Source organism: Rhodococcus sp. GB-02 (genome assembly GCF_053470465.1).
The window spans coordinates 264,558-288,444 of record NZ_JBPUKE010000002.1; the positions used below are offsets into that span (position 1 = coordinate 264,558).

General features: G+C 63.2%; 23 protein-coding genes. 10 read left to right on the top strand and 13 right to left on the bottom strand.

Going from position 1 to position 23,887, the window contains the following annotated elements; genetic code table 11:
* Window positions 1-70: 70 nt before the first annotated feature.
* The gene (locus ACSW29_RS14260) at window positions 71-1,651 is read left to right on the top strand and encodes an SLC13 family permease (protein WP_448277539.1); all 1,581 of its coding nucleotides are present in this window, start codon (window positions 71-73) and stop codon (window positions 1,649-1,651) included.
* On the top strand, window positions 1,651-2,538 hold the full coding sequence (locus ACSW29_RS14265; RefSeq protein WP_448277540.1) for a cyclase family protein: 888 nt from the start codon (window positions 1,651-1,653) through the stop codon (window positions 2,536-2,538). Before ACSW29_RS14260 ends, ACSW29_RS14265 begins: the two co-directional genes overlap by 1 nt.
* A gap of 34 nt (window positions 2,539-2,572) precedes the next feature.
* On the opposite strand, the gene ACSW29_RS14270 is transcribed toward ACSW29_RS14265, so the two are convergent.
* Entirely contained in the window at window positions 2,573-3,778 is a 1,206-nt protein-coding gene (locus ACSW29_RS14270; RefSeq protein WP_317827238.1) for a PQQ-dependent sugar dehydrogenase, read from the bottom strand.
* 108 nt (window positions 3,779-3,886) lie between these two features.
* Window positions 3,887-5,428, bottom strand: a complete 1,542-nt coding sequence (locus tag ACSW29_RS14275; protein ID WP_317827239.1) for an HNH endonuclease signature motif containing protein — start codon at window positions 5,426-5,428, stop codon at window positions 3,887-3,889.
* Between the two features lie 95 nt (window positions 5,429-5,523).
* Between ACSW29_RS14275 and ACSW29_RS14280 the strand changes: the two genes are divergently transcribed.
* Complete coding sequence (locus tag ACSW29_RS14280; RefSeq protein WP_317827240.1) at window positions 5,524-5,868, top strand: DUF4288 domain-containing protein; 345 nt, start codon at window positions 5,524-5,526, stop codon at window positions 5,866-5,868.
* A gap of 12 nt (window positions 5,869-5,880) precedes the next feature.
* Here the strand turns inward: ACSW29_RS14280 and egtD are convergent, their stop codons facing one another.
* The 5 genes from egtD to ACSW29_RS14305 form a co-directional block, all read right to left on the bottom strand.
* Window positions 5,881-6,852, bottom strand: a complete 972-nt coding sequence (gene egtD / locus ACSW29_RS14285) for an L-histidine N(alpha)-methyltransferase (RefSeq protein ID WP_317827241.1) — start codon at window positions 6,850-6,852, stop codon at window positions 5,881-5,883.
* Window positions 6,849-7,595 (bottom strand): ergothioneine biosynthesis protein EgtC, encoded by a 747-nt coding sequence (egtC, locus tag ACSW29_RS14290; protein ID WP_230814256.1) that lies wholly within the window; start codon window positions 7,593-7,595, stop codon window positions 6,849-6,851. Before egtC ends, egtD begins: the two co-directional genes overlap by 4 nt.
* Before the next feature lies 1 nt (window position 7,596).
* The gene (egtB, locus tag ACSW29_RS14295; protein WP_317827242.1) at window positions 7,597-8,904 is read right to left on the bottom strand and encodes an ergothioneine biosynthesis protein EgtB; all 1,308 of its coding nucleotides are present in this window, start codon (window positions 8,902-8,904) and stop codon (window positions 7,597-7,599) included.
* Entirely contained in the window at window positions 8,901-10,124 is a 1,224-nt protein-coding gene (egtA, locus tag ACSW29_RS14300; RefSeq protein WP_317827243.1) for an ergothioneine biosynthesis glutamate--cysteine ligase EgtA, read from the bottom strand. The genes egtB and egtA overlap by 4 nt, the downstream gene beginning before the upstream one ends.
* 78 nt (window positions 10,125-10,202) lie before the next feature.
* Window positions 10,203-11,477: an APC family permease gene (locus ACSW29_RS14305; RefSeq protein WP_317827244.1), complete on the bottom strand. Its 1,275-nt coding sequence runs from the start codon at window positions 11,475-11,477 to the stop codon at window positions 10,203-10,205.
* Window positions 11,478-11,491: 14 nt separating this feature from the next.
* Between ACSW29_RS14305 and ACSW29_RS14310 the strand changes: the two genes are divergently transcribed.
* On the top strand, window positions 11,492-12,673 hold the full coding sequence (locus tag ACSW29_RS14310) for an aminotransferase class V-fold PLP-dependent enzyme (protein WP_448277541.1): 1,182 nt from the start codon (window positions 11,492-11,494) through the stop codon (window positions 12,671-12,673).
* An 82-nt stretch (window positions 12,674-12,755) separates the two neighbouring features.
* Window positions 12,756-14,216, top strand: coding sequence for an FAD-dependent oxidoreductase (locus tag ACSW29_RS14315; protein WP_448277542.1), 1,461 nt, complete (start codon window positions 12,756-12,758; stop codon window positions 14,214-14,216).
* On the opposite strand, the gene ACSW29_RS14320 is transcribed toward ACSW29_RS14315, so the two are convergent.
* Window positions 14,213-15,418, bottom strand: a complete 1,206-nt coding sequence (locus ACSW29_RS14320; protein ID WP_448277543.1) for a GAF domain-containing protein — start codon at window positions 15,416-15,418, stop codon at window positions 14,213-14,215. The genes ACSW29_RS14315 and ACSW29_RS14320 overlap by 4 nt on opposite strands.
* Window positions 15,419-15,708: 290 nt before the next feature.
* Between ACSW29_RS14320 and ACSW29_RS14325 the strand changes: the two genes are divergently transcribed.
* Both ACSW29_RS14325 and pth read left to right on the top strand, forming a co-directional pair.
* The gene (locus ACSW29_RS14325) at window positions 15,709-16,317 is read left to right on the top strand and encodes a 50S ribosomal protein L25/general stress protein Ctc (RefSeq protein ID WP_347874335.1); all 609 of its coding nucleotides are present in this window, start codon (window positions 15,709-15,711) and stop codon (window positions 16,315-16,317) included.
* A gap of 108 nt (window positions 16,318-16,425) precedes the next feature.
* Entirely contained in the window at window positions 16,426-16,998 is a 573-nt protein-coding gene (pth, locus tag ACSW29_RS14330; protein WP_347874336.1) for an aminoacyl-tRNA hydrolase, read from the top strand.
* Window positions 16,999-17,001: 3 nt separating this feature from the next.
* Here pth and ACSW29_RS14335 read toward each other — a convergent pair whose 3' ends face one another.
* Window positions 17,002-18,636 (bottom strand): fatty acyl-AMP ligase, encoded by a 1,635-nt coding sequence (locus tag ACSW29_RS14335; protein WP_317827248.1) that lies wholly within the window; start codon window positions 18,634-18,636, stop codon window positions 17,002-17,004.
* A 352-nt stretch (window positions 18,637-18,988) separates the two neighbouring features.
* On the opposite strand from ACSW29_RS14335, the gene ACSW29_RS14340 reads away from it, so the two are divergent.
* Together ACSW29_RS14340 and pnuC are read left to right on the top strand one after the other, a co-directional pair.
* Window positions 18,989-20,593: a peptide chain release factor 3 gene (locus ACSW29_RS14340; RefSeq protein ID WP_448278157.1), complete on the top strand. Its 1,605-nt coding sequence runs from the start codon at window positions 18,989-18,991 to the stop codon at window positions 20,591-20,593.
* Complete coding sequence (gene pnuC / locus ACSW29_RS14345) at window positions 20,593-21,243, top strand: nicotinamide riboside transporter PnuC (protein WP_448277544.1); 651 nt, start codon at window positions 20,593-20,595, stop codon at window positions 21,241-21,243. The genes ACSW29_RS14340 and pnuC overlap by 1 nt, the downstream gene beginning before the upstream one ends.
* A 93-nt stretch (window positions 21,244-21,336) precedes the next feature.
* Here the strand turns inward: pnuC and ACSW29_RS14350 are convergent, their stop codons facing one another.
* Window positions 21,337-21,528, bottom strand: a complete 192-nt coding sequence (locus ACSW29_RS14350) for a hypothetical protein (RefSeq protein ID WP_448277545.1) — start codon at window positions 21,526-21,528, stop codon at window positions 21,337-21,339.
* Between the two features lie 55 nt (window positions 21,529-21,583).
* Between ACSW29_RS14350 and ACSW29_RS14355 the strand changes: the two genes are divergently transcribed.
* A complete protein-coding gene (locus ACSW29_RS14355) occupies window positions 21,584-21,892 on the top strand; it encodes a hypothetical protein (RefSeq protein ID WP_317827251.1) in 309 nt (102 codons plus the stop codon).
* Window positions 21,893-21,937: 45 nt separating this feature from the next.
* Here the strand turns inward: ACSW29_RS14355 and ACSW29_RS14360 are convergent, their stop codons facing one another.
* The 3 genes from ACSW29_RS14360 to ACSW29_RS14370 form a co-directional block, all read right to left on the bottom strand.
* A complete protein-coding gene (locus ACSW29_RS14360; protein ID WP_448277546.1) occupies window positions 21,938-22,612 on the bottom strand; it encodes a pyridoxine/pyridoxamine 5'-phosphate oxidase in 675 nt (224 codons plus the stop codon).
* 25 nt (window positions 22,613-22,637) lie between these two features.
* Complete coding sequence (locus ACSW29_RS14365) at window positions 22,638-23,138, bottom strand: nuclear transport factor 2 family protein (RefSeq protein ID WP_230814270.1); 501 nt, start codon at window positions 23,136-23,138, stop codon at window positions 22,638-22,640.
* 97 nt (window positions 23,139-23,235) lie between these two features.
* Window positions 23,236-23,877 (bottom strand): TetR/AcrR family transcriptional regulator, encoded by a 642-nt coding sequence (locus ACSW29_RS14370; protein WP_347874341.1) that lies wholly within the window; start codon window positions 23,875-23,877, stop codon window positions 23,236-23,238.
* Window positions 23,878-23,887 lie beyond the last annotated feature (10 nt).

Below are 23,887 nucleotides of genomic sequence, written 5' to 3' on the forward strand. Positions count from 1 at the left end.
CGTCCATCCCACGGCCCCGTCTCCCTTGCGAGACGGGGCCGTTCTGTATGAGGAGGTACCTTTACGAATCGTGAATGACATCACCATCACCTTTGTCGTGCTTGCACTGGTCGTGGCGCTGTTCGTGATCGGCCGAATCCCGGTCGGCATCATCGCGATCGGCACTGCCCTGGCGCTGTACGCCACCGGCGTGATCACGATGGAGCAGGCGCTTGCCGGATTCGGCGATCCCACGGTGGTGTTCATCGCCGCGCTTTTTGTTGTCAGCGAAGCCCTCGATGCCACCGGTGTCACCACGTGGGCGGGCGAGAAACTGCTGGCGAAAGTCGGTGAATCCCGAGTCCGTCTCGTGAGTGCGATCATGTTGCTGGTTGCCGCGTTGACCGCATTGATCAGCGTCAACGGAGCCGTAGCCGCGTTGGTACCGATGGTGGTTGTCTTGGGAGTACGTCTCGGTAAATCGACGTCACAACTGCTTCTGCCGTTGGCATTTGCCGCCCATGCCGGATCGATGCTCACCTTGACCGGAACACCGGTCAACATCATCGTTTCCGAAGCCGCCGAGGAATCCGGGGCCGGTGCGTTCGGGTTCTTCAGTTTCACCTTGGTCGGTGCGCCGCTCGTATTGGGAACGATTGCGATCGCCGTACTTCTCGGGCCTCACGTCCTCCCCCACCGTGCGGGGACGTCGATGTCGCCTGACCTGAGCCGGCATGCCAAGACCCTCGCTAAGCAGTATCAGCTCATGGGAAAGGATGCGCCGTCCGCAGAGCCCTTGATCACCAAGCACGACGGTGTGGTCGAAGTGATCATCCCGCCGCGCTCGGAAATGATCGGCGACAGGGCTTTTCCGGGCATGGTGACCGACAGTGGAGATCTGGTGATACTCGCAGTCCAGCGCGCCGGTGAGGACTGCGGCCCCAAGGGCGTCAAGTTGGCGGCCGGTGACACGCTTCTCCTGCAAGGAAGCTGGGACGATCTCGACACCCACACCGCCGTCGATCCGAACGTCCTCGTGGTCGACGTACCTGCCCAGATCCGTAAGCAGGCAGCCCCGTTGGGAACCCGCGCGGTCATCGCTCTCGTCGTCGTCGCGGCGATGGTCGTGATGCTGACGTTCGGATTGGTACCGTCGGCGATAGCCGGACTCCTCGCGGCGTGCGCGATGGTTCTGTTGCGTGTGATCAGCGTGGAGCAGGCGCATCGGTCCATCTCGTGGACAACGTTGATTCTCGTCGGAGGAATGATCCCGCTGTCGACCGCGATTCAGCAGACCGGCGCAGCCGAGAAACTCGCGCATGCGTTCGTCGACGTCGTCGGTGGTGCAAGCCCGTATGTCGTCGTCGCCGGACTCTTTGTCGTGACGGCGACTCTGGGCCAGCTGATCAGCAACACTGCAACCGCGTTGATCATCACGCCGATCGCAATCTCGGTCGCCATCGAACTCGACATCTCGGTGCTGCCCCTTCTGATGACGGTCACCGTCGCTGCCGCGGCCTCCTTCCTGACGCCCGTAGCCACTCCCGCGAACATGATGGTGATGGGGCCTGGCGGGTACAAGTTCGGCGACTACTGGAAGCTCGGACTCCCGATGTTGTTGTGGTTCCTGATCGTTGCAACGGTGTTGATCCCAGTGATCTGGAGTTTCTGATGTGCTCACCGAAGGTCTTGTCGGAGGTCTACGAATCGATCGGACGCGAAGGCAGGAAGGTCAGCCGTCGATCGATGTTCGCGGCGCTGGGCACCGGTGCCCTCGGCGCGGCCGTCATGGCCGGCGCTGTACAGCCCACTGCGTCGGCAGCACCAACCGGCCAGACCATCGTCGATCTGACCCACGTACTGACGCCGGAGTTCCCGGTGTGGCCGGGCGCGCGCTCGTTCGAGATGAGGAACCTGGCGAAGATCGCCGACGCCGGCGGCTCTCTGGGCTCGCTCGGGTCCGCCGGGTTAGGTGGAAACTTCTACCTCAACGAACTCCACCTCGAAGAACACACTGGTACTCACATCGACGCTCCCGCACACGCCAGTGCGGACGGGATCACCGTCGAGAAGATTCCAGTCGCCGACCTCGTCGTGCCGATTGCGGTCGTCGACATCAGTGCCCGAGCCTCCGTCGACCCTGACACACTGCTCACCCGCCAGGACATCCTCGATTGGGAGTCCCTCCATGGGAAGATCGCTCCCCGCAGCCTGGTTGCGATGAACTCGGGTTGGGATACCCGGGCCGGTGCCGGTGGGGCCTTCACGAATCGAGATGCACTCGGCGTGCAGCACACACCGGGATTCGACCCCGAGGCGATCGACTTTTTGGTGTCCGAGCGCGACATCGTCGCCGTGGGCTCGGACACCCTCAGCATCGACGCGGGCCGAAGCACGACCCACGGGGCTCACCGAAGCGCTTTGGGCTCAGGAAAATACGCAGTCGAAGCCCTCGCAAACCTTTCCGTACTGCCAGCCGTCGGCGCCACGGTGATGGTGGGCGCGCCGACGCACGCGGGTGGTTCCGGTGGTCCGTGCCGGGTAATCGCCTGGTACTGAAGGCTCTGGTGTTAAAGGCTGACGTGTTGAGAAATCAGGGCGTGGGTGTCACCCGAAGCACCTTGTCGCCTGTTCCGTTGTCCGTGGTCACCAGAAGCGAACCGTCGGGCGTCGGAGTCACCGACCGCAAGCGACCGAACTGGTTCTCCAACCCAAAGGTCTGAGCGTCGACCGAACGGCCGTCGGCACTGAGGCGGAGGAAGATCAGTTCCTTGCTCTTGAGACCACCCATCACAAGCGCTCCGTCCCAGGCACCCCACGCAGCTCCGCTGGTGAAGGCTGCGCTGGCGGTAGCCAACGTGGAGCTACCTGAACGCCACACCGCCGCAACTGCTCCCGGCACGCGCACGGGATCGGTCATCGGCACGGATTCGTCGTACGTTCCGGGAAGCCGATCCGGGCGGTAGCCGTAGTTTCCGCCCGGGGTAAGCAGGTTGACCTCGTCGTCGACGCTGGTGCCCTGCTCAACCGAGTACACCCGGCCGGTTCCAGGTTGCACGGCCAAGCCTTGGACGTTGCGGTGACCGAGCGTGTAGACGGGGCTGCTTGCATTCGGATTTCCCGCCGCCGGCGTTCCGTCGGCGTTGATGTGCAAGACCTTACCGCCCAGCGAATTCGGATCCTGCGGGACGCTCGGTGTCGCGGTGTCACCCGTTCCGACGAACAGCGTTCCGTCCTGGTCCGCAAGAATTCGGCAACCCCCGTGACGCCCGGACGAGACCGGGATTCCCGGCAATACAGTTCCGATTCGAGTGAGCGCGGTCCATCCGGCGTCGACGGTCCACGAGATCACTCGAACGTCCGTGACTCCCCCAGCGCTGAATCCTTGACAGGTGTACAGGGTGCGCGACTGAGCGAAGTCGCGGGCAAGCGCGATGCCCATGAGGCCGGTTTCGGACTGAGCGTAGAGATCCGAAAGGTCAGCAGAGACTGGACCTGTCGTGTTGTCGCTTCGGCGCACGAAGAATCCGCCGGACCGTTGTCCCGTCAGGATTGCACCGTCCGGGGCCGCCGCGACATCCCAAGGGTGATCGAGTCCGTCGACGAGCGTGGTGACCGACAACTGTGGGAGGGTGTTCTCGATGGGGATGTCCGGGTCTTCGCCACCCAGCGATCCGGTGCTTCCGTTGCCGAAACTGCCGGGGTCGAAAGGGAATGGTTGAGCCACGCTCTGCGTTACCGGCATCACCAGTACTGCAGTCAGGGCCACGGTCAATGCGGCGAGCTTCGGATGACGCACGCGTTCTCCTCGGGTCGGAAACCGTTCTGCGCCTCACTATAAACGGACAAACACCATTTTTCGGGCCCTCTCGCTATACCCGCAGGCCACAGGAGAAACGAAACCCCTTCAGAAGTCGGCAAACTCCGGCAAGGCGTTCGCCAGTGGGGACGCGTTACGTCTTGATGCAGATCGTGCTTTCCTCCAGCCGGGCACACTACAGTCCAGGAGGTATTCAAGATCCGCTTCCACACCCCTGTCCCGAAGTCCGAAACGTCGTTCCAGCGCATCGTCGTCCGTCAATTGCGGTCTCGCCGCGTCGGGCACTCTCAATTCGGGGTCACAGAATGAGCCTACGGGCGCGGTAACCGTTCGTCGTCCTGAGGGATCTGTCCACTCCAGAAGACCACCTCCGATTTGCTTCACCGTCCACCTGCCAAACATCTTCAGTCGGTGATGTTTTCGACACAGGCAGGCCAAGTTACGCTCTGCAGTAGGCCCTCCCTGAGCGGGGTTGCCGTGATCGAACGGCACCGTGTGATCGATATCGCAACTATCAGAACGCACAACACAATTCGGAAAGCGGCACGTACCGTCTCGCGTCCTTACAATCGTCGCCAACGCCGCGGACGGCTGGTACGTGGATTCACCGCGCCGCGAACCACTATTCCTTCTCGAGCGATTACCCATTGCCACAGCGGGCAATATCTCCGGTGAGCGCATCGACCGACCCACGCCGAGCACCGGTCCGACTGCCCCCGCAGTCGAAGAACGTTGCACCTCGGACGGTGCAAGGGTGAGGACTCTCTGCCACGTGGCGTCCGCGGCGATCGCGCGCGCAAGGTCAGCATCGATGTGGCCGTACCCCTGCAAATAGCCTGGCAGGTCGTCGAATCCGAGCAGGGTGGAAGCGTTGACACCCACAAGAATTGTCGCAATCGGGAGCGCGGAGGTCTTCGAGTCGTCCGTACGGGTGCAATCGCCGTCGCACTGACAATCCAACGACGTCTTTCCTTCCGCCAATGCGATCAGTGCATCGGCACGACGTTGCCCGAAAGTTCTCGGATCGGAACCACACACCTGCATCGACATCGCACGGAGTCTTGTGGCCAAAGTCTGAGCGCCGACCGCTGGAAGCATTCCGTCCAGAGTCGACATACCGTCGTGCGACGCGCACGTCCGAACGTCCCGATCCGCCTCCGCACGAACTCGCCGGGCACGCACCCCATCAGGGTCGTGCCGAGCAATGAGACCTCGTGCGCGCGCCTTCAACTTGTTACCGGTTGCACGACAGGCACCGTCCACTAGGAGTCGCTCGATCTCATCGAGCACGTGCTCGGAAACATTGGCGAGAGCTTCGGACAGTGCCGTCGCTTTGGCCAGATCTATGTCACCGCAAGCAAAAGCGGCCGCCACCCGCGGAAGTCGCCAGCGCAGGTCACATCCCAGTGCAATCATTTTCTGCGCGGCGTACTCCGTAATGCTCAGTATCGACGCGATCTCCACGTGCGCGAATTGACCCCGAAAAGCCTCATTGACTCCAACCGCGGCATCCTCCTCACAACGGTCCAGGTACAGCGCAGTGACCGCGTCGATCTCGAGGAAGTGGGCGCGCGCGATTTCCGCATGCTGCCGAAACAGCGCGTCCGCGGAAGTCTTCGATTCGAACATATGGGCGATTCTACGGGCACCCGCCGACAAGTTTTGCGGAATCCCGGGGTATTCACCGATACCCTTTGCGCTCCGATGTCACTACGTTCAATCGCATGACTCAGCATCCGACACGAGATCAACCGTACTTCGGCATAGCGATATTCGAGTTGGGGAAGAATGACGGAGTCGGGTGCTTCTACCGAGAGGACTGTTATCTCATCTGGGCTGGCGACCCCGCTGAGGCGCGGTCAAAATTCGAACGCAAGGCCAGCGAGCAGGAGTATCCGGTCGGCGCGAGCGATGACCAGTCCTATGTAAAACTCGCGCATCTCGTGGATCTTGCGCCGGTGTCCGACACTGTCCATACTGGCACCGTAGATCTCTACTCCCGACACTTCTCAAATATTGCCGCCTACAGAACTTTTGAGGCACTTCTAGGAGGAGACAGCATCCTCTGACGTGCGCCCACTTCACGCCCGCTGCGCGCACAACAGCGCGAAGCGCTGATCCCGATCCGTCCACACCTGCCGCACCCCGAAACCCGCCGATGCGAGCTCCGCGGCAATCCCGCCCTCGGTGAACTTCGCCGAGATCTCGGTGCGCAGCTGCTCGCCCGCTGCGAAGGTGATCTCCAGATCCAGCTCGTCGATCCGGACCGAGAGTTCACGAAGCGCTTCCAGCCGCATCTCGATCCACTGGTTCTCGGCGTCCCAGAGCGCGACGTGACGGAAGTCCTCCAAGGGAAAGTTCGCTCCCAGTTGCTTGTTCAGGACCGCGAGAACATTGAGGTTGAACTGTGCCGTCACGCCGGCAGCGTCGTCGTACGCGGGCACGAGAACAGCCGGATCGATCACCAATCCGACGCCCAGGATCAGGTTCTCCCCCGGATCCAGCACCGCTGCAATGCCCGAGAGGAACTCGGCGCGTTCTGCCGGAACGAGATTGCCGAGAGTTCCACCGAGAAACGCGACCGCCCGCCGTCCACCACCGGGCAGATGATGCAGCGAGCCTGTGAAGTCACTGACCACCCCGACCACATCGATGCCGGGGAACTCGGCACCGACCTGCCGCGCCGCGCCTTCCAGTGCCGTCACCGAAACATCCTGCGGTACATACGTTCGCAGAGTTCCGCGCGCGGTCATTGCATCGAGTAGCAACCGCGTCTTCTCCGAGGAACCGGAACCCAGTTCGATCAGGATCTCAGGTTCGGTCAACGCAGCGATCTCGTCGGCGTACTGCGCGAGCAGGCCGCGCTCGGTACGGGTGGGGTAGTACTCGGGTAAGGCCGTGATCTCCTCGAACAATTCACTTCCACGCGCGTCGTAAAACCATTTGGGCGAGAGCCACTTCGGCGTAGCGGTCAGACCCTCCCTGGCCTCGGCTCGCAGTGCGTCGACCGATTCGGCCGGTGTCAGATAAACCTCGAGCGTAGGGGTTTTCATTGTTCTCCCATCGGTATCGGGGTGATGATCAAATGGCCAGGACGCGCGCAGACGATGTGCCGGTCCGGCACCTGCTCCCAGTCCGGCGATCGATCGAACGGTTCGGAAACGATCAGGGCTCGCGACTCGTCGACCCGCGTGTACAACGTGTGGCCCCAGGCCGTGGCCCATAGTTCCTGTCCGTCGCCGAACAGGAGGTTCAGTCGTGAATCCGGTGCCGCCGCAGCCACATCGTGAACGAGGCTCGTCACGGCGGCTTCCACGGGCTTCGACTTCAACCGATGCCGAAGCACTGTCCACAACAAGGCGGCATCCGTCGGGGCGGGCATCTTCAGCAGTTCGACGGCCGGAACTTCTGCCGCCAAGTCGGCAAGTGAACCAGGCCAACCGGATACCGCTCCGTTATGGCTGAAAGCGTAGGTTCCGTCGACAAAAGGTGCGCAGGCACCGATCTCGACGGCCATCCCCTCCGTCGCGGAACGTACGGCGGCGAGAACGGATCCGGAAACGATGTGGGACAACGTCTCGTCGACGGTCGGGTCCGACCAGATCGGCGAAATGCTGCGATACCGCCCCTGTCTTCCGTCGTTCCACCACACCGCGCCGAATCCGTCGGCATTGATGGTCCCGCCTCCACGCATCTCACGTGGTGCCCACGACTGTCGCATCAGTGAGTTCTCGCCGTCGTGGAGGAGCTCACGAACCGAACGTGGCGGCCCGAGATACCCGAGGTGCCGACACATGTCAGGATCTACCCGAAATCGTTCTGGCGCAGCGAAAACCCGAGAAGATCTGGCGTCTGATCGGATGGTCCCAGTTGCGGAACGTCCCCCGGCAGGCAACGCTGTCGGTCCCGAACGATCCCCCGCGCAACACTTTGTAGTCGCCGCCGAAGAACACCTCCGAATACTCCCGATACGGGAAGGCCCGGAAGCCGGGATACGGATGGAATCCCGAAGACGTCCACTCCCACACGTCGCCGATCAACTGCTCGACACCCGCTGCCGACGCCCCCGCCGGGTACGAGCCGACGCCGGCTGGACCGAGGTGGCGTTGACCGAGATTGGCAAGATTCTCGTCTGCGGACACGTCCCCCCACGGGAACCGTCGTGATCTTCCGGATTCCGGATCCCACCGTGCGGCCTTTTCCCACTCCGCCTCGGTGGGAAGCCTTTTACCCGCCCAATTCGCGTAGGCTTCGGCTTCGTAGAAGCTCACATGCACGACCGGCTTGTCCGGTGGGACCGGCGCCTCGACGCCGAAAGTCTCGTGCCACCAACCCGAACTGTCATGTTCCCAGAACAGAGGCGCTCGAAGCTTCGCGTCGACGCGATGCCGCCAACCGTCTCGAGACCACAGTTCCGGTCGGGAATAGCCGCCGTCCTCGATGAATTCGATGAACTGCCCGTTGGTGACCGGGAATCTGTCGATTGCGAAATCAGTGAGATAGACCTGATGTGCAGTGCGCTCGTTGTCGAGTGCCCACGGCTCGTCGTCGGTCCCCATGACGAAGGAACCGGCTGCGATGGTGACCTCGTCGAGTTCCGGCGTGCAGCCTGCTTGCGGAGCGGGTGTCGCAACGAGTGCCGCCGGCCCCGAACGTAATTGGTGTGTCGCGAGCATAGTCTCGGCGTGTTGCTGTTCGTGCTGGGCGATCATCCCGAAGGCAAACCCGTCCACGTCGAGTTCTGTGCGCCCGAACGTGCTGGCTTCGAGCACATCCCACACCTTCCCACGAACCGTACGTACGTATTCGCGCGCCTCGGCCGGGTTGAGCAGGGGAAGTGTGGGTCTCGACGACCTCGAATGCTTGAAAGCGTCGTACAACTCGTCTATGTCGCTACGCACCGGATCGCGGCCACCGACATCGCGCACCAGCCAGAGTTCCTCTTGATTGCCGATGTGCGCCAGGTCCCACACGAGCGGACTCATCAACGGGGAATGCTGAGCGATCAATTCGGTATCGTCGACGCAGTCGGTGAGCAGCGTCGACCGCTCACGCGCTCGCAGAAGTACGGCCTCGACCGCTTCTTTGGTGATCTCCCCCGTCATGTGTCGCTCTCACCGGGCACGATTGCGCGACAGCACCGTTCGGCTGCGGCATCGAGAAGGCGAACAAACTGGGGTTCCGGCGCGTACGACGCGGCAAGCGACATCAGAGATGTTGCCGCCGAACGCAGTTCGACGTCGTCCAAACCGTACTCTGCCGCATCCCGCCACCTCCCGGCTGTCGACGCTGCAGCATCACTCGCCTCGCGCATCACAGCGGGCCCGGACAGCAACGCGTCGACCGCTGCTATCGGCACTCGCCACAAATCTCCCGGTTGTGCGTCGATGTAGCGAACCTCCAGATGGCCGACAGCGCGAACCGGCGGGAACAGCGTCGACAGGTGATAGTCCAAGTCCGCCCAGACGGGACGACGTCCGATCTCGGCATCCAAGGCGCCGTCGATCCAGTCCGCGAATGTCGCACCCCTCGGAGCCGTCCAATCATCGCCTTCGTTTCGCACACACATGAGCGGAACGTCGAGCGCCCGGGCGGCGTAGTCCTGCGCTTCCGGGATGGCGGCTGTGCGCCAGGAATCGAGCTCGAGCCACGTCCGCATGCGTTGGGAAGCCCAATCCCCCCTCGGAACCCCTTGCAAGCGTGGAGAACACGCAAATGCTGCGATGAGAGCCGGGCCCATGTCCCCGAGGAGCCGCCAACGCTGGGCGATGGACTCCGGACTCCCGCCGGCATCGACACTGACCTGCACTGCTGCGGTATTGCACATCATCAAGGTGCCGTACGGGCCTATCCCGGCGAAGCGGGATTCCATTGCGCAGTAACGCGGCAACCGGAGAATGCGAGATGGCGGGCGGGCGACGTCGGCCGCGGCAGAACTGATTTCTATGGAGTACGACGCGAGGAGAGATTCGAGAGTCCGACGGTCTTCGTCGAGACAGTCACACAGTTCACGGGCGGACGTGCGCGGAGCGGACGAGAGTTCGATCTGTCCGCCGGGTTCTACGGTGACCAGGCTGCCACGAGGGAGCGGAACCGCCGGTGAATCCGGGTCGATGCTGGTGGGTGCGTGTCGCCCGAGTGCTCTTGCCAGCGTCGCGGCGGATGGCCGCTCCCCACCGGGATCTTGCCTGGTCAGCCACTCGACCTCGGCTCCGACCAAGCGGGGTGGCCCCTGTTTGAAGCACACACCACCGACGTAGGCCTCGGCCGCAGGACGCGTATCCACCTGCATGGTCTGTGCTGCTGTCAACGCTGCTGTCACCATTCGACTTCCCCTTCGGGCGGTCTTCGCGGTCGTTACCGACGATAGAACGCCTACGTCCGAGATGCACCCATTGTGGTGTTACGTGTCGTTGAATTTCTTCAGTCGTATCCACCGGTACCCACAACCGGCCAGAACCACACCTACCCCGGAAACAACCGCGATCCACGGAAGTGTGACCACCAGAACGACACAACCGGCCGCCCCGACTGCCTGCAGCCACTTCGGATACATCCGGTCCACTCCGCGCTGGCTGTACGCGCTCACGTTCGCAACGAAGTAGTAGAGCAGCACTCCGAACGACGAAAAGCCGATCACGCCACGAAGATCGGTTGTCGAGACCAAAGCGATCACAACGGCTCCGACCACAAGTTCTGCATGGTGAGGGACTGCGTACCGTGGATGGACGGCAGCCAGGGCAACGGGCAGATCACTCTCGCGGGCCATTGCCATCGCCGTACGACTCACCCCGGCGATCAGAGCCAGCAGCGCCCCCGCCGACGCCGCCGCGGCACCGATCACCACCACGGGGACGGCCCAATTCCACCCGGCTGCGCTCACTGCATCGGCCAGGGGCCGCGCCGAATTCGCCAGCCGATCAGGCCCCAGCGTCACCAACAGCACCACCGCAACCAACGCATAGAGGACAACCGCGATGGTGAGTGCAATCAGAATCGCCCGCGGAATCGTGCGGCGCGGATCACGCACTTCCTCCCCCAGCGTCGCGATCCTGGCGTAACCGGCGAAGGCAAAGAAGAGCAGCCCCGCCGACTGCAGAATCCCGTACCACGACCCGAACACGAGATCCGGGAGCTCACGTATGGCGCCAGGTCCCACGACGGCAATCAGCAACGCCACACACAATGCCGTCGTCGACACGGCGACGATCACCCGGGCCATGTGCGCCGTCCGCGTCACTCCGCGGTAGTTGACCGCAACCAGAGCCGCCACCACCAGTACCGCGGCGGGGACACGCCAGGCCGCAGGAGCAACGTACGTAGCGAAGGTCAGAGCCATTGCCGCGCAACTCGCGATCTTCCCGATCACGAACGACCAGCCTGCGGCAAACCCCCACCAGGGTCCGAGCTGCTCACGTCCGTAGACGTACGTCCCACCTGACGTGGGGTATCTCGACGCAAGCTGCGCCGACGACGTCGCATTGCAGTAGGCGACGAACGCTGCGATCGCCAGGCCCACAAGCAACCCGGTACCGGCTACTGCGGCAGCGGGCGCGAACACCACGAAGACTCCGGCGCCGATCATCGCGCCGAGGCCGATCACCACGGCATCGGCCGTGCCCAGTCTTCGCTCCATCGGGACAGCTTCGTTCACAGGTAGTTTGAACCACACCGACATGAACGGAAGGTGCCATGTTCGATCTCGACACGATCCGCCGCGACACTCCCGGATGCCTCGACAAGGTGTTCCTCGACAGCGCGGGATCCTCGCTCCCGCCCGAGCCGGTGCTGACCACCATGATCGAGCACCTGCGACGTGAAGCCGACGTCGGCGGGTACGTCGCTGCTGCTCGCCAGAGCGGCGCACTGGCTGCAGTTCCGCATTCACTGGCCCGGGTCATCGGCGCCCAGGCAACCGATATCGCGTTGACCGACAGCGCAACCCGCGCGTGGAACGACTTCTTCGCTGCCGTTCCACTCGGACCTGGTGATCGACTCCTCATCAGCGGAGTCGAATACGCGAGCAACGCAATCGCCGCTCTGGGGCGGGCGCGTTCCACCGGCGCCGGCGTCGAGGTCATTCCGAGCGATCAGTACGGACGCATCGACCTCGACGCACTCGAGAACATGCTCGACGACCGGGTTCGACTCGTCTCCGTCGTCCACGTCCCCACCAACGGCGGCTTGATCAACCCGGTCCGTGAGGTCGTCGAATTGGCCAGAGCCCACGGCTCCCTCGTTCTGCTCGACGCGTGCCAGTCCGTCGGCCAGTTGCCCATCGACGTCACCGAACTCGGCGTCGACGCGCTCAGCGCCACCGGCCGCAAGTGGCTCCGCGGGCCACGCGGAACCGGATTCCTGTACGTCCGCCCCGGACTCGTCGACGCGCTCGAACCCGCTGCGATGGACCTGCACGGAGCGGAATGGACCAGCGAGAACAGCTTCGTCCCTGCGCCGGACACAACACGATTCGAACTCTGGGAAACGAGTGTCGCTGCGCGCCTGGGTCTCGGCGTCGCCGCAGACTATCTGCTCTCGATCGGCCCCGACACAGCGTGGGAACAGATCGAATCCCGAGCCTGCGCATTGAGGGAAGGTCTGGCCGCGATTCCCGGAGTCGAAGTCCGCGATCGAGGAACCCATCTGAGCGGCATCGTTTCCTTCACCGTAGACAGTATTTCCGAGCACCGGGTGCGGGATCAGCTTGCAGCACAGAACATCACCGTCACGGTTAGCGGTCGCGGGTCCACCCTCCTCGACATGGATGCCCGCGGGCTCGACGCCGTGGTTCGCGCATCGCCGCACTACTTCGTCGACGAAGCCGACCTGGACACATTTCTGGGCGCGGTCAGGAGTTTGCAAACCTCCCGTTGACTGGGACCATGCCTGATCTGGGGAAGTCGAAACTGCAACTGTGTGATGACCAGTAGTTACGCCTTCCGAGAGGACGCTTCGCATGGCCGACCCCACCGTCAAACCGATCTCCGCTGCCGACATCACCACCTGGGACTACGAGGCCGACGTCGTCGTCGCCGGATACGGCATCGCCGGCGTCACCGCTGCGATCGAAGCGGCGCGGTCCGGGGCCGAGGTTCTCGTGCTGGAGCGAACGGGCGGCTGGGGTGGAGCAGCATCGCTGGCGGGCGGATTCATCTACCTGGGCGGTGGAACGCCGCTACAGAAGGCGTGTGGGTTCGAGGATTCGGTCGAGAACATGAAGACGTTCATGAAGGCAGCGCTCGGCCCCGGAACCGACGACGCAAAGATCGACGCGTATTGCGAGGGCAGTGTCGATCACTACAACTGGCTCGTCGATGCCGGCGTTCCGTTCAAGGAGTCGTTCTGGGGTCAGCCCGGCTGGGAACCGCCGTACGACGACGGCCTCATGTACTCGGGCGGCGAGAACGCCGCGCCGTTCAACACCCTCGTCGATCCCGCGCCCCGCGGACACGTTCCGCAGATGTCCGAGAAGAACACCGGCGAGCGGGGCGGCGGCTACATGCTGATGAAGCCACTCGTCGAGACGGCCGAAAAGCTCGGCGTCCGTGCAGAATACGATCTTCGTGTCCAGACTCTGGTGGTGGACGGCGACCGGGTCGCGGGAGTTGTCGCCAAGCGCTACGGCAAGGACGTCGCGATTCGTGCCCGCAAAGGCGTAGTGCTTGCGATGGGCAGCTTCGCGTACAACAACGAGATGGTGCGCTCGAACGCACCGCGTATCTTCGGCCACCCGGCGGCCTCCATCGAGGCGCACGACGGCCGCGCAATCCAGATCGGTCAGGCTCTCGGCGCGGACACCGCACACATGGACGCCACCGAAGTCGCGTTCTTCTGCGACCCACAGTTGATGGTGCGCGGGATTCTTGTCAACGGCCATGGTCAGCGATACATCCCCGAAGACACCTACCCGGGCCGCATCGGACAGGCAACACTGTTCCAGCAGGACAACCAGGCATTCCTCGTGATCGACGAAGCTGCGTACGAGGAAGGCATGAATGCCGAATCGTCCAGTGCGCAGTTGCGGGCGCAGCCGACCTGGGTGGCGGAGACCGTCGAGGAACTCGAAGCCGAGATGGGATTGCCCGCCGGATCGCTGCAATCCACCGTCGACCTCTACAACCGGCACGCGACTGAAGGTTCGGATCCGGTGCTCGGCAAGAAGTCCGAGTGGGTGAAGCCGATCGTCGGCCCGTTCGCGGCAATCGATCTCCGTGGCCGCACAGGCGGATTCACGCTGGGAGGATTGAAGACCACCGCCGATTCCGAGGTTCTGCACGTCTCGGGTGCGCCGATCCCCGGACTTTTCGCAGCGGGTCGCTGCACGTCCGGTGTCTGTGCGGGTGGTTACGCCAGCGGGACAAGTCTCGGCGACGGCAGCTTCTTCGGACGTCGTGCCGGAATCAGCGCGGCGCGCTAGATCACCACAACCCGTACACCGTCGGCAAAGCGGTACGGCTGAGTCTGCAGGACCGCGCCGAGGTGTTTCCGCAGTCTGGACACCTCGGCGCGCACTGCCACCACATGCTCGCGATCACCGAAGAGCACTTCGCTCAGGCCTGCGGCATCCACGCCCGCCGAACCGACCGCTGCCAGGGCCCTCAAGATCTGGGCGTGCCGCGGCGAGAGCGCTCGCGTCCAGTTGGCGTCACCACGAACCGTCACCTGCGGCGATGCGCCGAGGGACAGCTCCAGCTCGATCAACGGCCCGCCGACGCCGGTGCGCAACAGCCAGCCGTCTCCGAGCGGCTCGGGCAGACACATCCCCAGCCCTGGCACGACGACGGGCTTTCCCGCGCTCGGCGCGGCCACGCGGTCGGGCGCGGCTATCCCGCTGGCGCCGGCCACCCATCCGAACTCGTCGACCACCAATGCCGGACCGGTCCCGGCGGCGAACAACGGTGCTGCCCGCGAGCGCAGACGCTCGAGCTGAGCTGCGTGCTCGCGCCACAGCGTCGCCTCCGCGAGGCGAACCGCGGTGCGAACCAGAGCGACGGTGGTGGGATGCACCGAGGCTGCTGACCCACTGATGTCCACCACTCCCAGAATCTCGCCCGTCCGCGGGTCGTGCACGGGTGAACCGGTACACGACCAATTGTGGTGAGTTGGCGCATAGTGCTCGGCCGAGAAGAGTTGCACCGCAGAATCTTCGATCAGCGCGGTACCTATCGCGTTGGTACCGACCGACTGCTCCGACCAGCGCGCACCTTCGGCGAATCCGAGTGCGTCCGCCGCCCGCTTGACTGCCTTCGCGCCCTCGCGCCAGAGCAGGACTCCTTCGGCGTCGGCAACGACCACGATGAAGCCCGCGTCCTCGGCGACCTCGGTCAGAGTGGTTCGCAGTTCGGGCAGAACGCTTCGCAGCGCGGTACGCGAACGCCTCGACTCCAACTCGGAGAAATCAGCGACAGCAGACGCGCCGCAGTGATCCGGCGTGAGCCCGCCCGCAGCCACTCTCGACCACGACCGTGCCACGACGGTCCGCGGCTGCGCCGGTGGTTCTTGCCCGGAGAGAACTGCGTCGTGCACCCGACTGAGTAGGCGAGCATGCTGCGACAGGTCGGTACCCGGCACGACGGCACCGAGCCGACTGCCTTCGGGAGCGTTCCCCACGGTGGTCACTCCGTCAGGCTACCGCTTTCGATGTGACGCGAACCACGTCCACACGGCCAGGTCTGCGCCACCTGCGATTAGCGGCGAGGAGCAAACTCCGGTAACGTATCCAAAGTTGTCTCGGCGAGGGTGAATCGCAGCAGTTCCACACGTTGCAGGTTTACCGTGATCGACGCGGCTACGGCTCAGCTCGAGCGTTTCGCTCCTGGCCGTGTGCGCGCCTGTCCCCCTTTTCGCAGGCAAAACCACACGTCAGTAAACCGAGCACGAACCCCGTGAGTTGTAGGAGCCGTTTCATCATGTCTGAAGAAAACAACCTCGTCGCCGTCGTCCGCACCGAATTCGGCAAGGGCGCAGCTCGCCGCGCACGTCGCGACGGCCAGGTCCCCACGGTTCTGTACGGCCACGGCGAAGATCCCCGCCACCTCAATGTGCCGGCTCGCGACTTCGCCGCCATCCTCCGTGCACACGGCACCAACGCCATCCTCACCCTCGACATCGAGGGCACGGAGCAGGTTGCACTGACCAAGTCGGTCGTCGTGCACCCCATCCGCAACTACATCGAGCACGCTGACCTCCTCGTCATCAAGAAGGGCGAGAAGGTCACGATCGACGTGAACGTCATCGTCGTCGGCGATGCTGCTGCAGGCACGATGGTCGCGCAGGACGCATCCACGATCTCCATCGAGGCTGACGCGCTTCACATCCCCGAGCAGATCGAGGTTTCGGTCGAGGGCCTCGAAATCGGCACCCAGATCCTCGCAAGCCAGCTCGAACTGCCCACCGGCTCCGTCCTGCAGGCTGACGCTGACACCCTGATCGTCAACGTCGTTGCTGCACCCACCGAGGCTGACCTCGAAGAGGGCGCAGAAGCTCCCGCCGCCGACGAGGCTGCAGAAGAGGCCTGATCCTCTCGGTTCCTACAGAACTCACTGCGCGCGGCGCGTCATTCCGATTCGGAGTGACGCGCCGTTCGCGCGTCGCAGGAAAAAGAACAAGCCAGAAAGTAGCGTCCGTTGAGCACAGATACCGCCCTCGTCATCGGCCTGGGTAACCCCGGCCCGCAGTACGAGAAGACTCGGCACAACGTCGGTTTCATGGTCGCAGGCACCCTTGCCAGACGCATAGGCGGAAAGTTCAACGTACACAAGAAGAGTGGCGCCGAGATCGTCGAAGGTCGCCTCGCCGGCCGACGCGTGGTCCTCGGAAAGCCGCGCTCGTACATGAATCTCTCGGGCGGCGCGGTCGCCGGTCTCGCACGATTCTTCTCGGTCGATGCCGCGAACATCATCGTCGTCCACGACGAACTGGATCTCGATTTCGGGACCATCAGGCTCAAACTCGGTGGCGGCGAAGGCGGCCACAACGGGCTGCGGTCCATTTCGAGTTCGTTGACCACCAAGGACTACCTGCGCACGCGCGTCGGGATCGGTCGCCCGCCGGGCCGCATGGACCCGGCGGACTACGTTCTCAAACCGTTCTCGTCCACGGAGCGAAAAGAACTCGATCTCGTGTGTGAAGAAGCTGCGGATGCAGTGGAGCTACTGCTCGAACTCGGGCTCGAGGCAGCACAGAACCGTCTGCACTGACGATCAGTTACCCAGCAGGGCAGCTGAATTGGCGCGGCGAAGCTTTCCCGACGACGTCTTCGGGATACTGCCGGGACCAAGGACTGCAACGGCGCGAGGGCGCACGCCGACGTCTGCGACCACGGCGTGGACCACTTCGCGCTCGATGCGCTTGACCTCTTCCGGATCCTCGAAAGCGTTGGTCTCGACGGCGACGGCAAAGCTCTCACGCTTCTGGCCGGCATCCAGGCGAATGGCGACTGCATTTCCCGGGCGCACACCGGCAACGCTCCCGGCCGCCCGCTCGATGTCGGTCGGATACACGTTCCGGCCACCCATGATGATGACGTCCTTGACCCGCCCGCACACCACAACCAGGCCTTCTTCGGTGAAATAACCGACGTCACCGGTGTCTAGCCAACCGTCGGCATCCTGGGCCGGCTTGTGTCCGTCGACGGTGACATACCCGGGGGTGACTGCCTTGCCGCGAACCTCGATGATTCCGACGCCGCGAGCCGGGAGCACCTGGCCGTCGCGGTCGACGATGCGTCCCTCGAGGTCAGGTACCATCTTTCCCAGCGTGGCGAGGGCGCGCGCATTGGGACGATTGGACGGCACCGCGCGGGACATCGACTCGAGGAAATCGGGATCGACGTAGTCGAGAACCTGACCCTGATCGGGATCCGGAATCGACACCGCCAGAGTGGTTTCCGCCATTCCGTACACGGGAGCCAGCGCAGTCGGGTTCAAACCGAAACGCGCGCCGGCCGCGGCGAGGGCATCCATCGTGTCGGGATCCACCGGCTCGGCACCGTTCCACATGTATCGGACGCTGGACAGGTCGACCGCCCCGTCCTCTGCCTGCGCGAGTCGACGCGCCAAGAGGGAGTATGCGAAGTTCGGTGCGGCCGTGACAGTTCCGCCGTACTTGCCCATCAGTTCCGCCCACAGCACAGGGGTGCGGAGGAAATCCATCGGCGTGATGCTGATGACCTCGGCGCCCACCTGCATCGGAACCGTCAAGAACCCGACCATGCCCATGTCGTGGAACAGCGGAAGCCAGCTCACCATCACGTCGTCTTCGATGGAGAACTTGATGCGGTTGATCATCGCGTAGGCATTTGTGTAGAAGTTCTCGTGCGTGATCTGCACGGCCTTGGGCGAACCGGTGGAACCGGACGTCAACTGCTGGAGCGCGATATCCGATTCGACCGTCTCCACGGGATCGATCGACGTTCCGCCACGAAGCTCGTCCACCGTCACGACGGTGATGCCACGTTCTTCGAGTAGCGGCTTGGCCGCATCGAAGGGCGCGCCCAGAATCACGGCTTTTGCCGAGATCATGTCGATCACCGTCTCGGTGTCCTGAGCCCAGACACCCAGATCCGTTCGGGGGGTCGGCTGATGCAGCATCGTCACCGACGCACCGCGCATCCACGTCGCCTGGCAGGCAGGCGCAATGTCGACGGGCTGTCCAGCGAGAATGCCGATCGCAACGCCACGGTCTATACCGACCTCAGCCAGCCCGCCGGCCATGCGCCGCGCCTCCTGATGGATGTCGCCCCAGGTCTGACGGAAAGCGTTGTCGGGCTCTCCCGTCACCAGGCCGCGGTCGGTGACTGCGGCGGTCGCATACATCTCTTCGGTGAACTTGCTCAACGCAACTCCTCGGTCAGTGTCACTCTTCGATCACTGCAACTCTTCGCAGGACACAAATGGCTGTGTGTTCGAACACACACATACTTGGATAATCAGCGATCGTTCGCCGAGTGTTACGCCGCAGTGGTTATTGCATCGTGGTCTGCGAGTATCCTTTCTCTGTTGTGCTGCCGCACTCTCCACCTGTCCGCGCACCGGCACGTCGCCGGCACTGACGCCCACTTCGAGAGGTTCTTCGTTGACTACCCCGTCCGACTCGACCGTCCCTTCCGACTCGACTGTCCAGTCCGACACCGAAGGCCCCGATTCCACCGAAAGCGGGACGGTTGCGGTCACGACGACCACCAAGGGTTTGTCAGCCGAGGCGGAGCGTCGCCGCACCTTCGCCGTCATCTCGCACCCTGACGCCGGTAAGTCGACGCTCACCGAAGCGCTGGCACTGCACGCGAAGAAGATCTCCGAGGCAGGTGCCGTCCACGGCAAAGCCGGCCGCAAGTCGACGGTCTCGGACTGGATGGAAATGGAGAAAGCCCGCGGCATCTCCGTCAGTTCCACCGCACTGCAGTTCAACTACCACTCGTCCGAGACCCCGGACGAGCAGATCAACGTCATCAACCTCGTCGACACCCCCGGTCACTCCGACTTCTCCGAGGACACGTACCGCGTCCTGACCGCGGTCGACGCAGCCGTCATGCTCATCGACGCTGCCAAGGGTCTCGAACCGCAGACGCTCAAGCTGTTCCAGGTGTGTCGTCACCGCGGTATTCCGGTCATCACGGTCATCAACAAGTGGGACCGCCCCGGCCAGACTCCGCTCGAACTGCTCGACGAGATCAGCGAGCGGATCGGCCTCACACCCACTCCCCTGTACTGGCCCGTCGGCATCGCCGGAGACTTCCGCGGACTGCTGCGTCGCGGCGAAGACGGCCAGGCTCGCGAGTACGTCCGCTTCACCCGTACCGCCGGCGGCGCGAAGATCGCCCCCGAAGAGGTCATGGACGCCGACGCCGCACTCGCCAAGGAGGGATCCGAGTGGGAGACCGCGGCCGAGGAGAGTGAACTGCTCTCTGCTACCGGCCAGGACCACGATCAGGAGATGTTCCTCGCCGGTCAGACGTCCCCGGTGATCTTCGCGTCCGCGATGCTCAACTTCGGTGTCCGCCAGATCCTCGATACCCTGGTCGAATTGGCGCCACCGCCGCGAGGCCGCGAAGACCTCAACGGCAAGCCGCGCGAGGTCACCGATCCGTTCAGTGCGGTCGTCTTCAAGGTGCAGGCCGGTATGGACACCGCGCACCGTGACCGTCTGGCATTCATGCGCATCGTCTCCGGCGTGTTCGAGCGCGGCATGGTCGTCACGCACGCACAAACCGGCAAGCCCTTCACGACCAAGTACGCGCAGACGGTGTTCGGCCGCGAACGTTCCACTGTCGAGTCCGCGTTCCCCGGCGACGTCGTCGGCCTCGTCAACGCCACCGCCCTCGCGCCCGGCCACACGCTGTACACCGAGAAGAAGGTGGAGTTCCCGCCGATTCCGTCGTTCGCACCGGAACACTTTTCGATCCTGCGCGCCGAAAGCGCAGGCAAGTACAAGCAGTTCCGTCGTGCCGTCGATCAACTCGACTCCGAGGGCGTCGTCCAGATTCTTCGCAACGACATCCGCGGCGACGCTTCCCCCGTCATGGCGGCCGTCGGCCCGATGCAGTTCGAAGTTGTCGCCGCACGCATGAAGGCCGAGTTCAACGTCGAGGCCAAGATGGAACCCCTCGGCTATGCATTGGCCCGTCGTACCGACGCCGCGTCCGAAGTCGAGCTGAACCGCCAACGCGGTGTGGAGGTCTTCACCCGATCCGACGGTGTCCTGCTAGCTCTTGTCAGCGACAAGTGGCGCCTGCAGTACATCCAGAAGGAACTTCCGGATCTGACGCTCGAACCCCTCGTCGCTGCTGCGGACTGATGAGCCTGATCGAGGCGCTGTTCGACGCCGAACTGCACATCGGCAGCGCCACGATTCTCTGGCGAGAGATCATCGGAAACACGTTCGGAATAGGCTCCGCGATCGCCGGCGCACGACGCTCGGTATGGGCGTGGCCTGTCGGTATAGCCGGAAATGCCTTGTTATTCACGGTGTTCATGGGCGCTCTTTTCCACACGCCGCAAGAGCTCAATCTCTACGGCCAAGCCGGCCGTCAGTTGTTGTTCATCACCGTCAGCGTCTACGGATGGACTCAGTGGCGACGTGGGGCACGCGACTCCGGTCGCGCAGTCCTGCCCCACTGGGCGACAACTCGCGAGCGTCTCGCGATGGTCGCCGTCATGGCAAGCGGCACAATCGCTTTCGCCTGGATCTTCGACCTTCTCGGCTCGTACGGGGCGTGGGCGGAGGCCTGGATCTTCACCGGCTCCATCCTCGCCACGTACGGCATGGCACGCGGCTGGACCGAGTTCTGGCTCATCTGGATCGGCGTCGACGCCGTCGGTGTCCCCCTCCTTTTCCGGGCCGGATACTACCCGTCGGCACTCCTCTATCTGGTCTACGCATTCTTCGTACTGTGGGGCTTCGCAATGTGGCTGCGTATTCAACGTCGAACTCCACAAGGGGTATGAACACAAACCAACTCCTGGTATGTTTACGTCCATTAAGCACACCTACGGTCTGTTTACGGGCATCAGGAGCGAAACAATGGAAGACAAAAACTCTCACGGAACATCGGCCTCCAGCGGTTCCGGCAACGGATCGAGAGCCAGCAGTTCAGCGAGTAATAATTCCGCGAGCAACGGTTCGGCGAGCAACGGTTCGGCGAGCAACGGTTCGGCGAGCAACGGTTCCGGCAGCGCCACCGCCACAGCAGATTTTCTGTCGACCGCACCCAAGCAATCGGATGCCTTCACGTTTCCGCTTCCCACCCGAACCACGGCCGCACACAGCAGCGGAGAGGACCTTTCAGTGCCAGCTTCAACACGCGAATCATCGAGGACACTCGAGACTCGGAGTCGCACCGTCGTACGGCGCGACGCGATGGGCGTAGCTGCCGTTCGAGTGGCCGGGCGTCTCACCCACACCGAACTCATCGCGAATCAGGCCTCACCCTCGAGCACGCATTCCTCCGATCCCATGATGGACTTGGACGAGTTGCTCACGATGCTCGGCAGCTACCTATTGTCCTCGGGGTTCGAACATCCCGAAATCCACGCCAAACTCGGCGGACAGTCGATCGTCGTCAACCTCGTGTCGCCGGAGATCAGCGCCAGCTGATCTGGGCCCAGCTGTTCAGGGCCCAGCTGTTCAGGGCCCAGCTGTTCAGGGCCACAGCACTGAGCGTCTCCATGCTCGGTCCGAGCCACGCCTGTACAACCACCGCTGATGCCGACGCCCGGAGTCTGCCTGCCAGAACTCGACAGACTCCGGCTCGACGCACCACGCACGCCAGTCCTTCGACACGAACCCTGGGTCGTCGCGGATTCTTGCTTCCGCGGCGGCCACCGACGTGTCGTACGCGTGGAAGTCTTCGAGCACCTCACTCTGCTTACTTGCCGTCGCCACCGCTCTCGCAGTGACGGAGCGTTCGACGAAGTCTCGGCGTCGAAGTGCGTCGTCACCCTCGTGAACCAATCCGCGAATCCGGACCTGCTGGCCTGTCTCACGCCAGTAGAACGCGAGCGACGCCCGCGGATTTTCTTTCAGCTCAATACCTTTCGGGGATGCAGCCGAACCGGAGAACCAGAATCCACCCTCGGTCACATCCTTGAGGATGAGGAAGCGGGAATCGGGCATGCCGTCGCCGTCCACGGTCGAGAGTGCACACACGTGTGGCTCGACGACCCCGAAGGCCACGGCCGCACGGAGCCAGTCGAGGAACAGCTCTCCTGGGTTCTCCGGAAAACGTTCAGGCGCGGGCGGCGGGGTTCCGGTCAGTGCGGGAATACCGCGAATCCATGCCCGGACGTCCGGCAGCGAGAAATCTGCGTCAACCATGAGCCGACTCTAATCGCGGGCGACCTCAGGAGACGTTGCGAACGATCGAGTCACCGAACGAGGGTTGCTGCAGCAGCGCCCACTTGTTGGACGTCAATCGAAAACTAGGCATGTCGGCGAGCGCCACCACCGATTCCCAGGTGCGCTCGTAGCTTGTGTGGGAGATTCGCCATTTACCGTCGCTGCAGCGGGTGTATCTGTCGTGATAGAAAGCCGATCCACGAAGCAGCATGCCGTCCTCGGGGATGACCACCGTGTCCGCAAGGCACCAGATCCCGGTTGCGGTGTCTCCGTCGACGTCGATCTCGGGTTGCCCACATTGATGTTCGGTGATGATGTGTGAGCCGAGGGTGTTCTCGAGGAAGGAGACAAATGAATCTCGAGAATCGAAACTGAGTTGTTCTCCGTAGATCGCGGTGGCGTCGACGGTCAGAGTGTCGGCGAAATCGACCCACGATTTGGTGTCCAAGGCGCGTGCGTATCGGTACTTGAGTCTTTGGATGAGAACAATCGCTTCGAGATCCATGATCCCCGCCTCCCGGTGCAGCAACCACCCGTCCTATGCGTGCACATTAGCCTGTATCACGCAGAAACGGGCATTACTCTCAAAGCTAGTGGAATTGTCAGCCGATAACACGCTTTTCCAGGCCGTCGAGCATGATCGTGATCTTCTCGTCCAACCAACCGCGTCCGTGCCACGTCGATTCGTCGCCGATCCCCTGAATCAACGACTCCGACGCAGTCCAACTCTCCTGATACGCCTGGCGTGCGGAACGCGAATCCGCGGAGCTGACGGTCTTGTCCAGTGCCGCCATCATCGCGAACTGAGTCATCGTCACCTCGGAGATGAAGTCCACCGCCAGTACCGCGTCGTGTGGCGTGAAGCCTTGCGCAGTCAACGAACCGACCAGTTTCTCCACAATCTCGATTATCGCCGGCGGCGTGCCCGGAACAGCGAGACCAACCTGGGCGAGACCAGGATAGCGCTCGAACGAGGACCACAGAACGTCGCAGAGGTCCTTCAGAAATTCACGCCACGGACGATCCGTGTCCGGCCACACAGTCTGACGCACAACGTGATCCGAACAGGCCCGCAACAGCGCTTCACGGTCGGCGAAGTAGCGATAAAGTGCAGAATGACTGACGCCCAGACGCTTTGCCACACTCGGCATGGTCAATTCACTCAGATCACCAGCCAGGGCGGCCTCGACGATGTCCACTCTCGACAACGTCGGCGGCCGCCCCGTCTTCTTTCCGGTCTGCATTCTGCTCAGC

Bases quoted from the DNA above. Each gene is read 5' to 3' on its own strand.
- ACSW29_RS14265 (WP_448277540.1), top strand. From the start codon at position 1,651: ATGTGCTCACCGAAGGTCTTGTCGGAGGTCTACGAATCGATCGGACGC.
- ACSW29_RS14275 (WP_317827239.1), bottom strand. From the start codon at position 5,428: ATGTTCGAATCGAAGACTTCCGCGGACGCGCTGTTTCGGCAGCATGCG.
- ACSW29_RS14280 (WP_317827240.1), top strand. From the start codon at position 5,524: ATGACTCAGCATCCGACACGAGATCAACCGTACTTCGGCATAGCGATA.
- egtD (WP_317827241.1), bottom strand. From the start codon at position 6,852: ATGAAAACCCCTACGCTCGAGGTTTATCTGACACCGGCCGAATCGGTC.
- egtC (WP_230814256.1), bottom strand. From the start codon at position 7,595: ATGTGTCGGCACCTCGGGTATCTCGGGCCGCCACGTTCGGTTCGTGAG.
- egtB (WP_317827242.1), bottom strand. From the start codon at position 8,904: ATGACGGGGGAGATCACCAAAGAAGCGGTCGAGGCCGTACTTCTGCGA.
- egtA (WP_317827243.1), bottom strand. From the start codon at position 10,124: ATGGTGACAGCAGCGTTGACAGCAGCACAGACCATGCAGGTGGATACG.
- ACSW29_RS14305 (WP_317827244.1), bottom strand. From the start codon at position 11,477: ATGTCGGTGTGGTTCAAACTACCTGTGAACGAAGCTGTCCCGATGGAG.
- ACSW29_RS14310 (WP_448277541.1), top strand. From the start codon at position 11,492: ATGTTCGATCTCGACACGATCCGCCGCGACACTCCCGGATGCCTCGAC.
- ACSW29_RS14315 (WP_448277542.1), top strand. From the start codon at position 12,756: ATGGCCGACCCCACCGTCAAACCGATCTCCGCTGCCGACATCACCACC.
- ACSW29_RS14325 (WP_347874335.1), top strand. From the start codon at position 15,709: ATGTCTGAAGAAAACAACCTCGTCGCCGTCGTCCGCACCGAATTCGGC.
- pnuC (WP_448277544.1), top strand. From the start codon at position 20,593: ATGAGCCTGATCGAGGCGCTGTTCGACGCCGAACTGCACATCGGCAGC.
- ACSW29_RS14360 (WP_448277546.1), bottom strand. From the start codon at position 22,612: ATGGTTGACGCAGATTTCTCGCTGCCGGACGTCCGGGCATGGATTCGC.
- ACSW29_RS14365 (WP_230814270.1), bottom strand. From the start codon at position 23,138: ATGGATCTCGAAGCGATTGTTCTCATCCAAAGACTCAAGTACCGATAC.
- ACSW29_RS14370 (WP_347874341.1), bottom strand. From the start codon at position 23,877: ATGCAGACCGGAAAGAAGACGGGGCGGCCGCCGACGTTGTCGAGAGTG.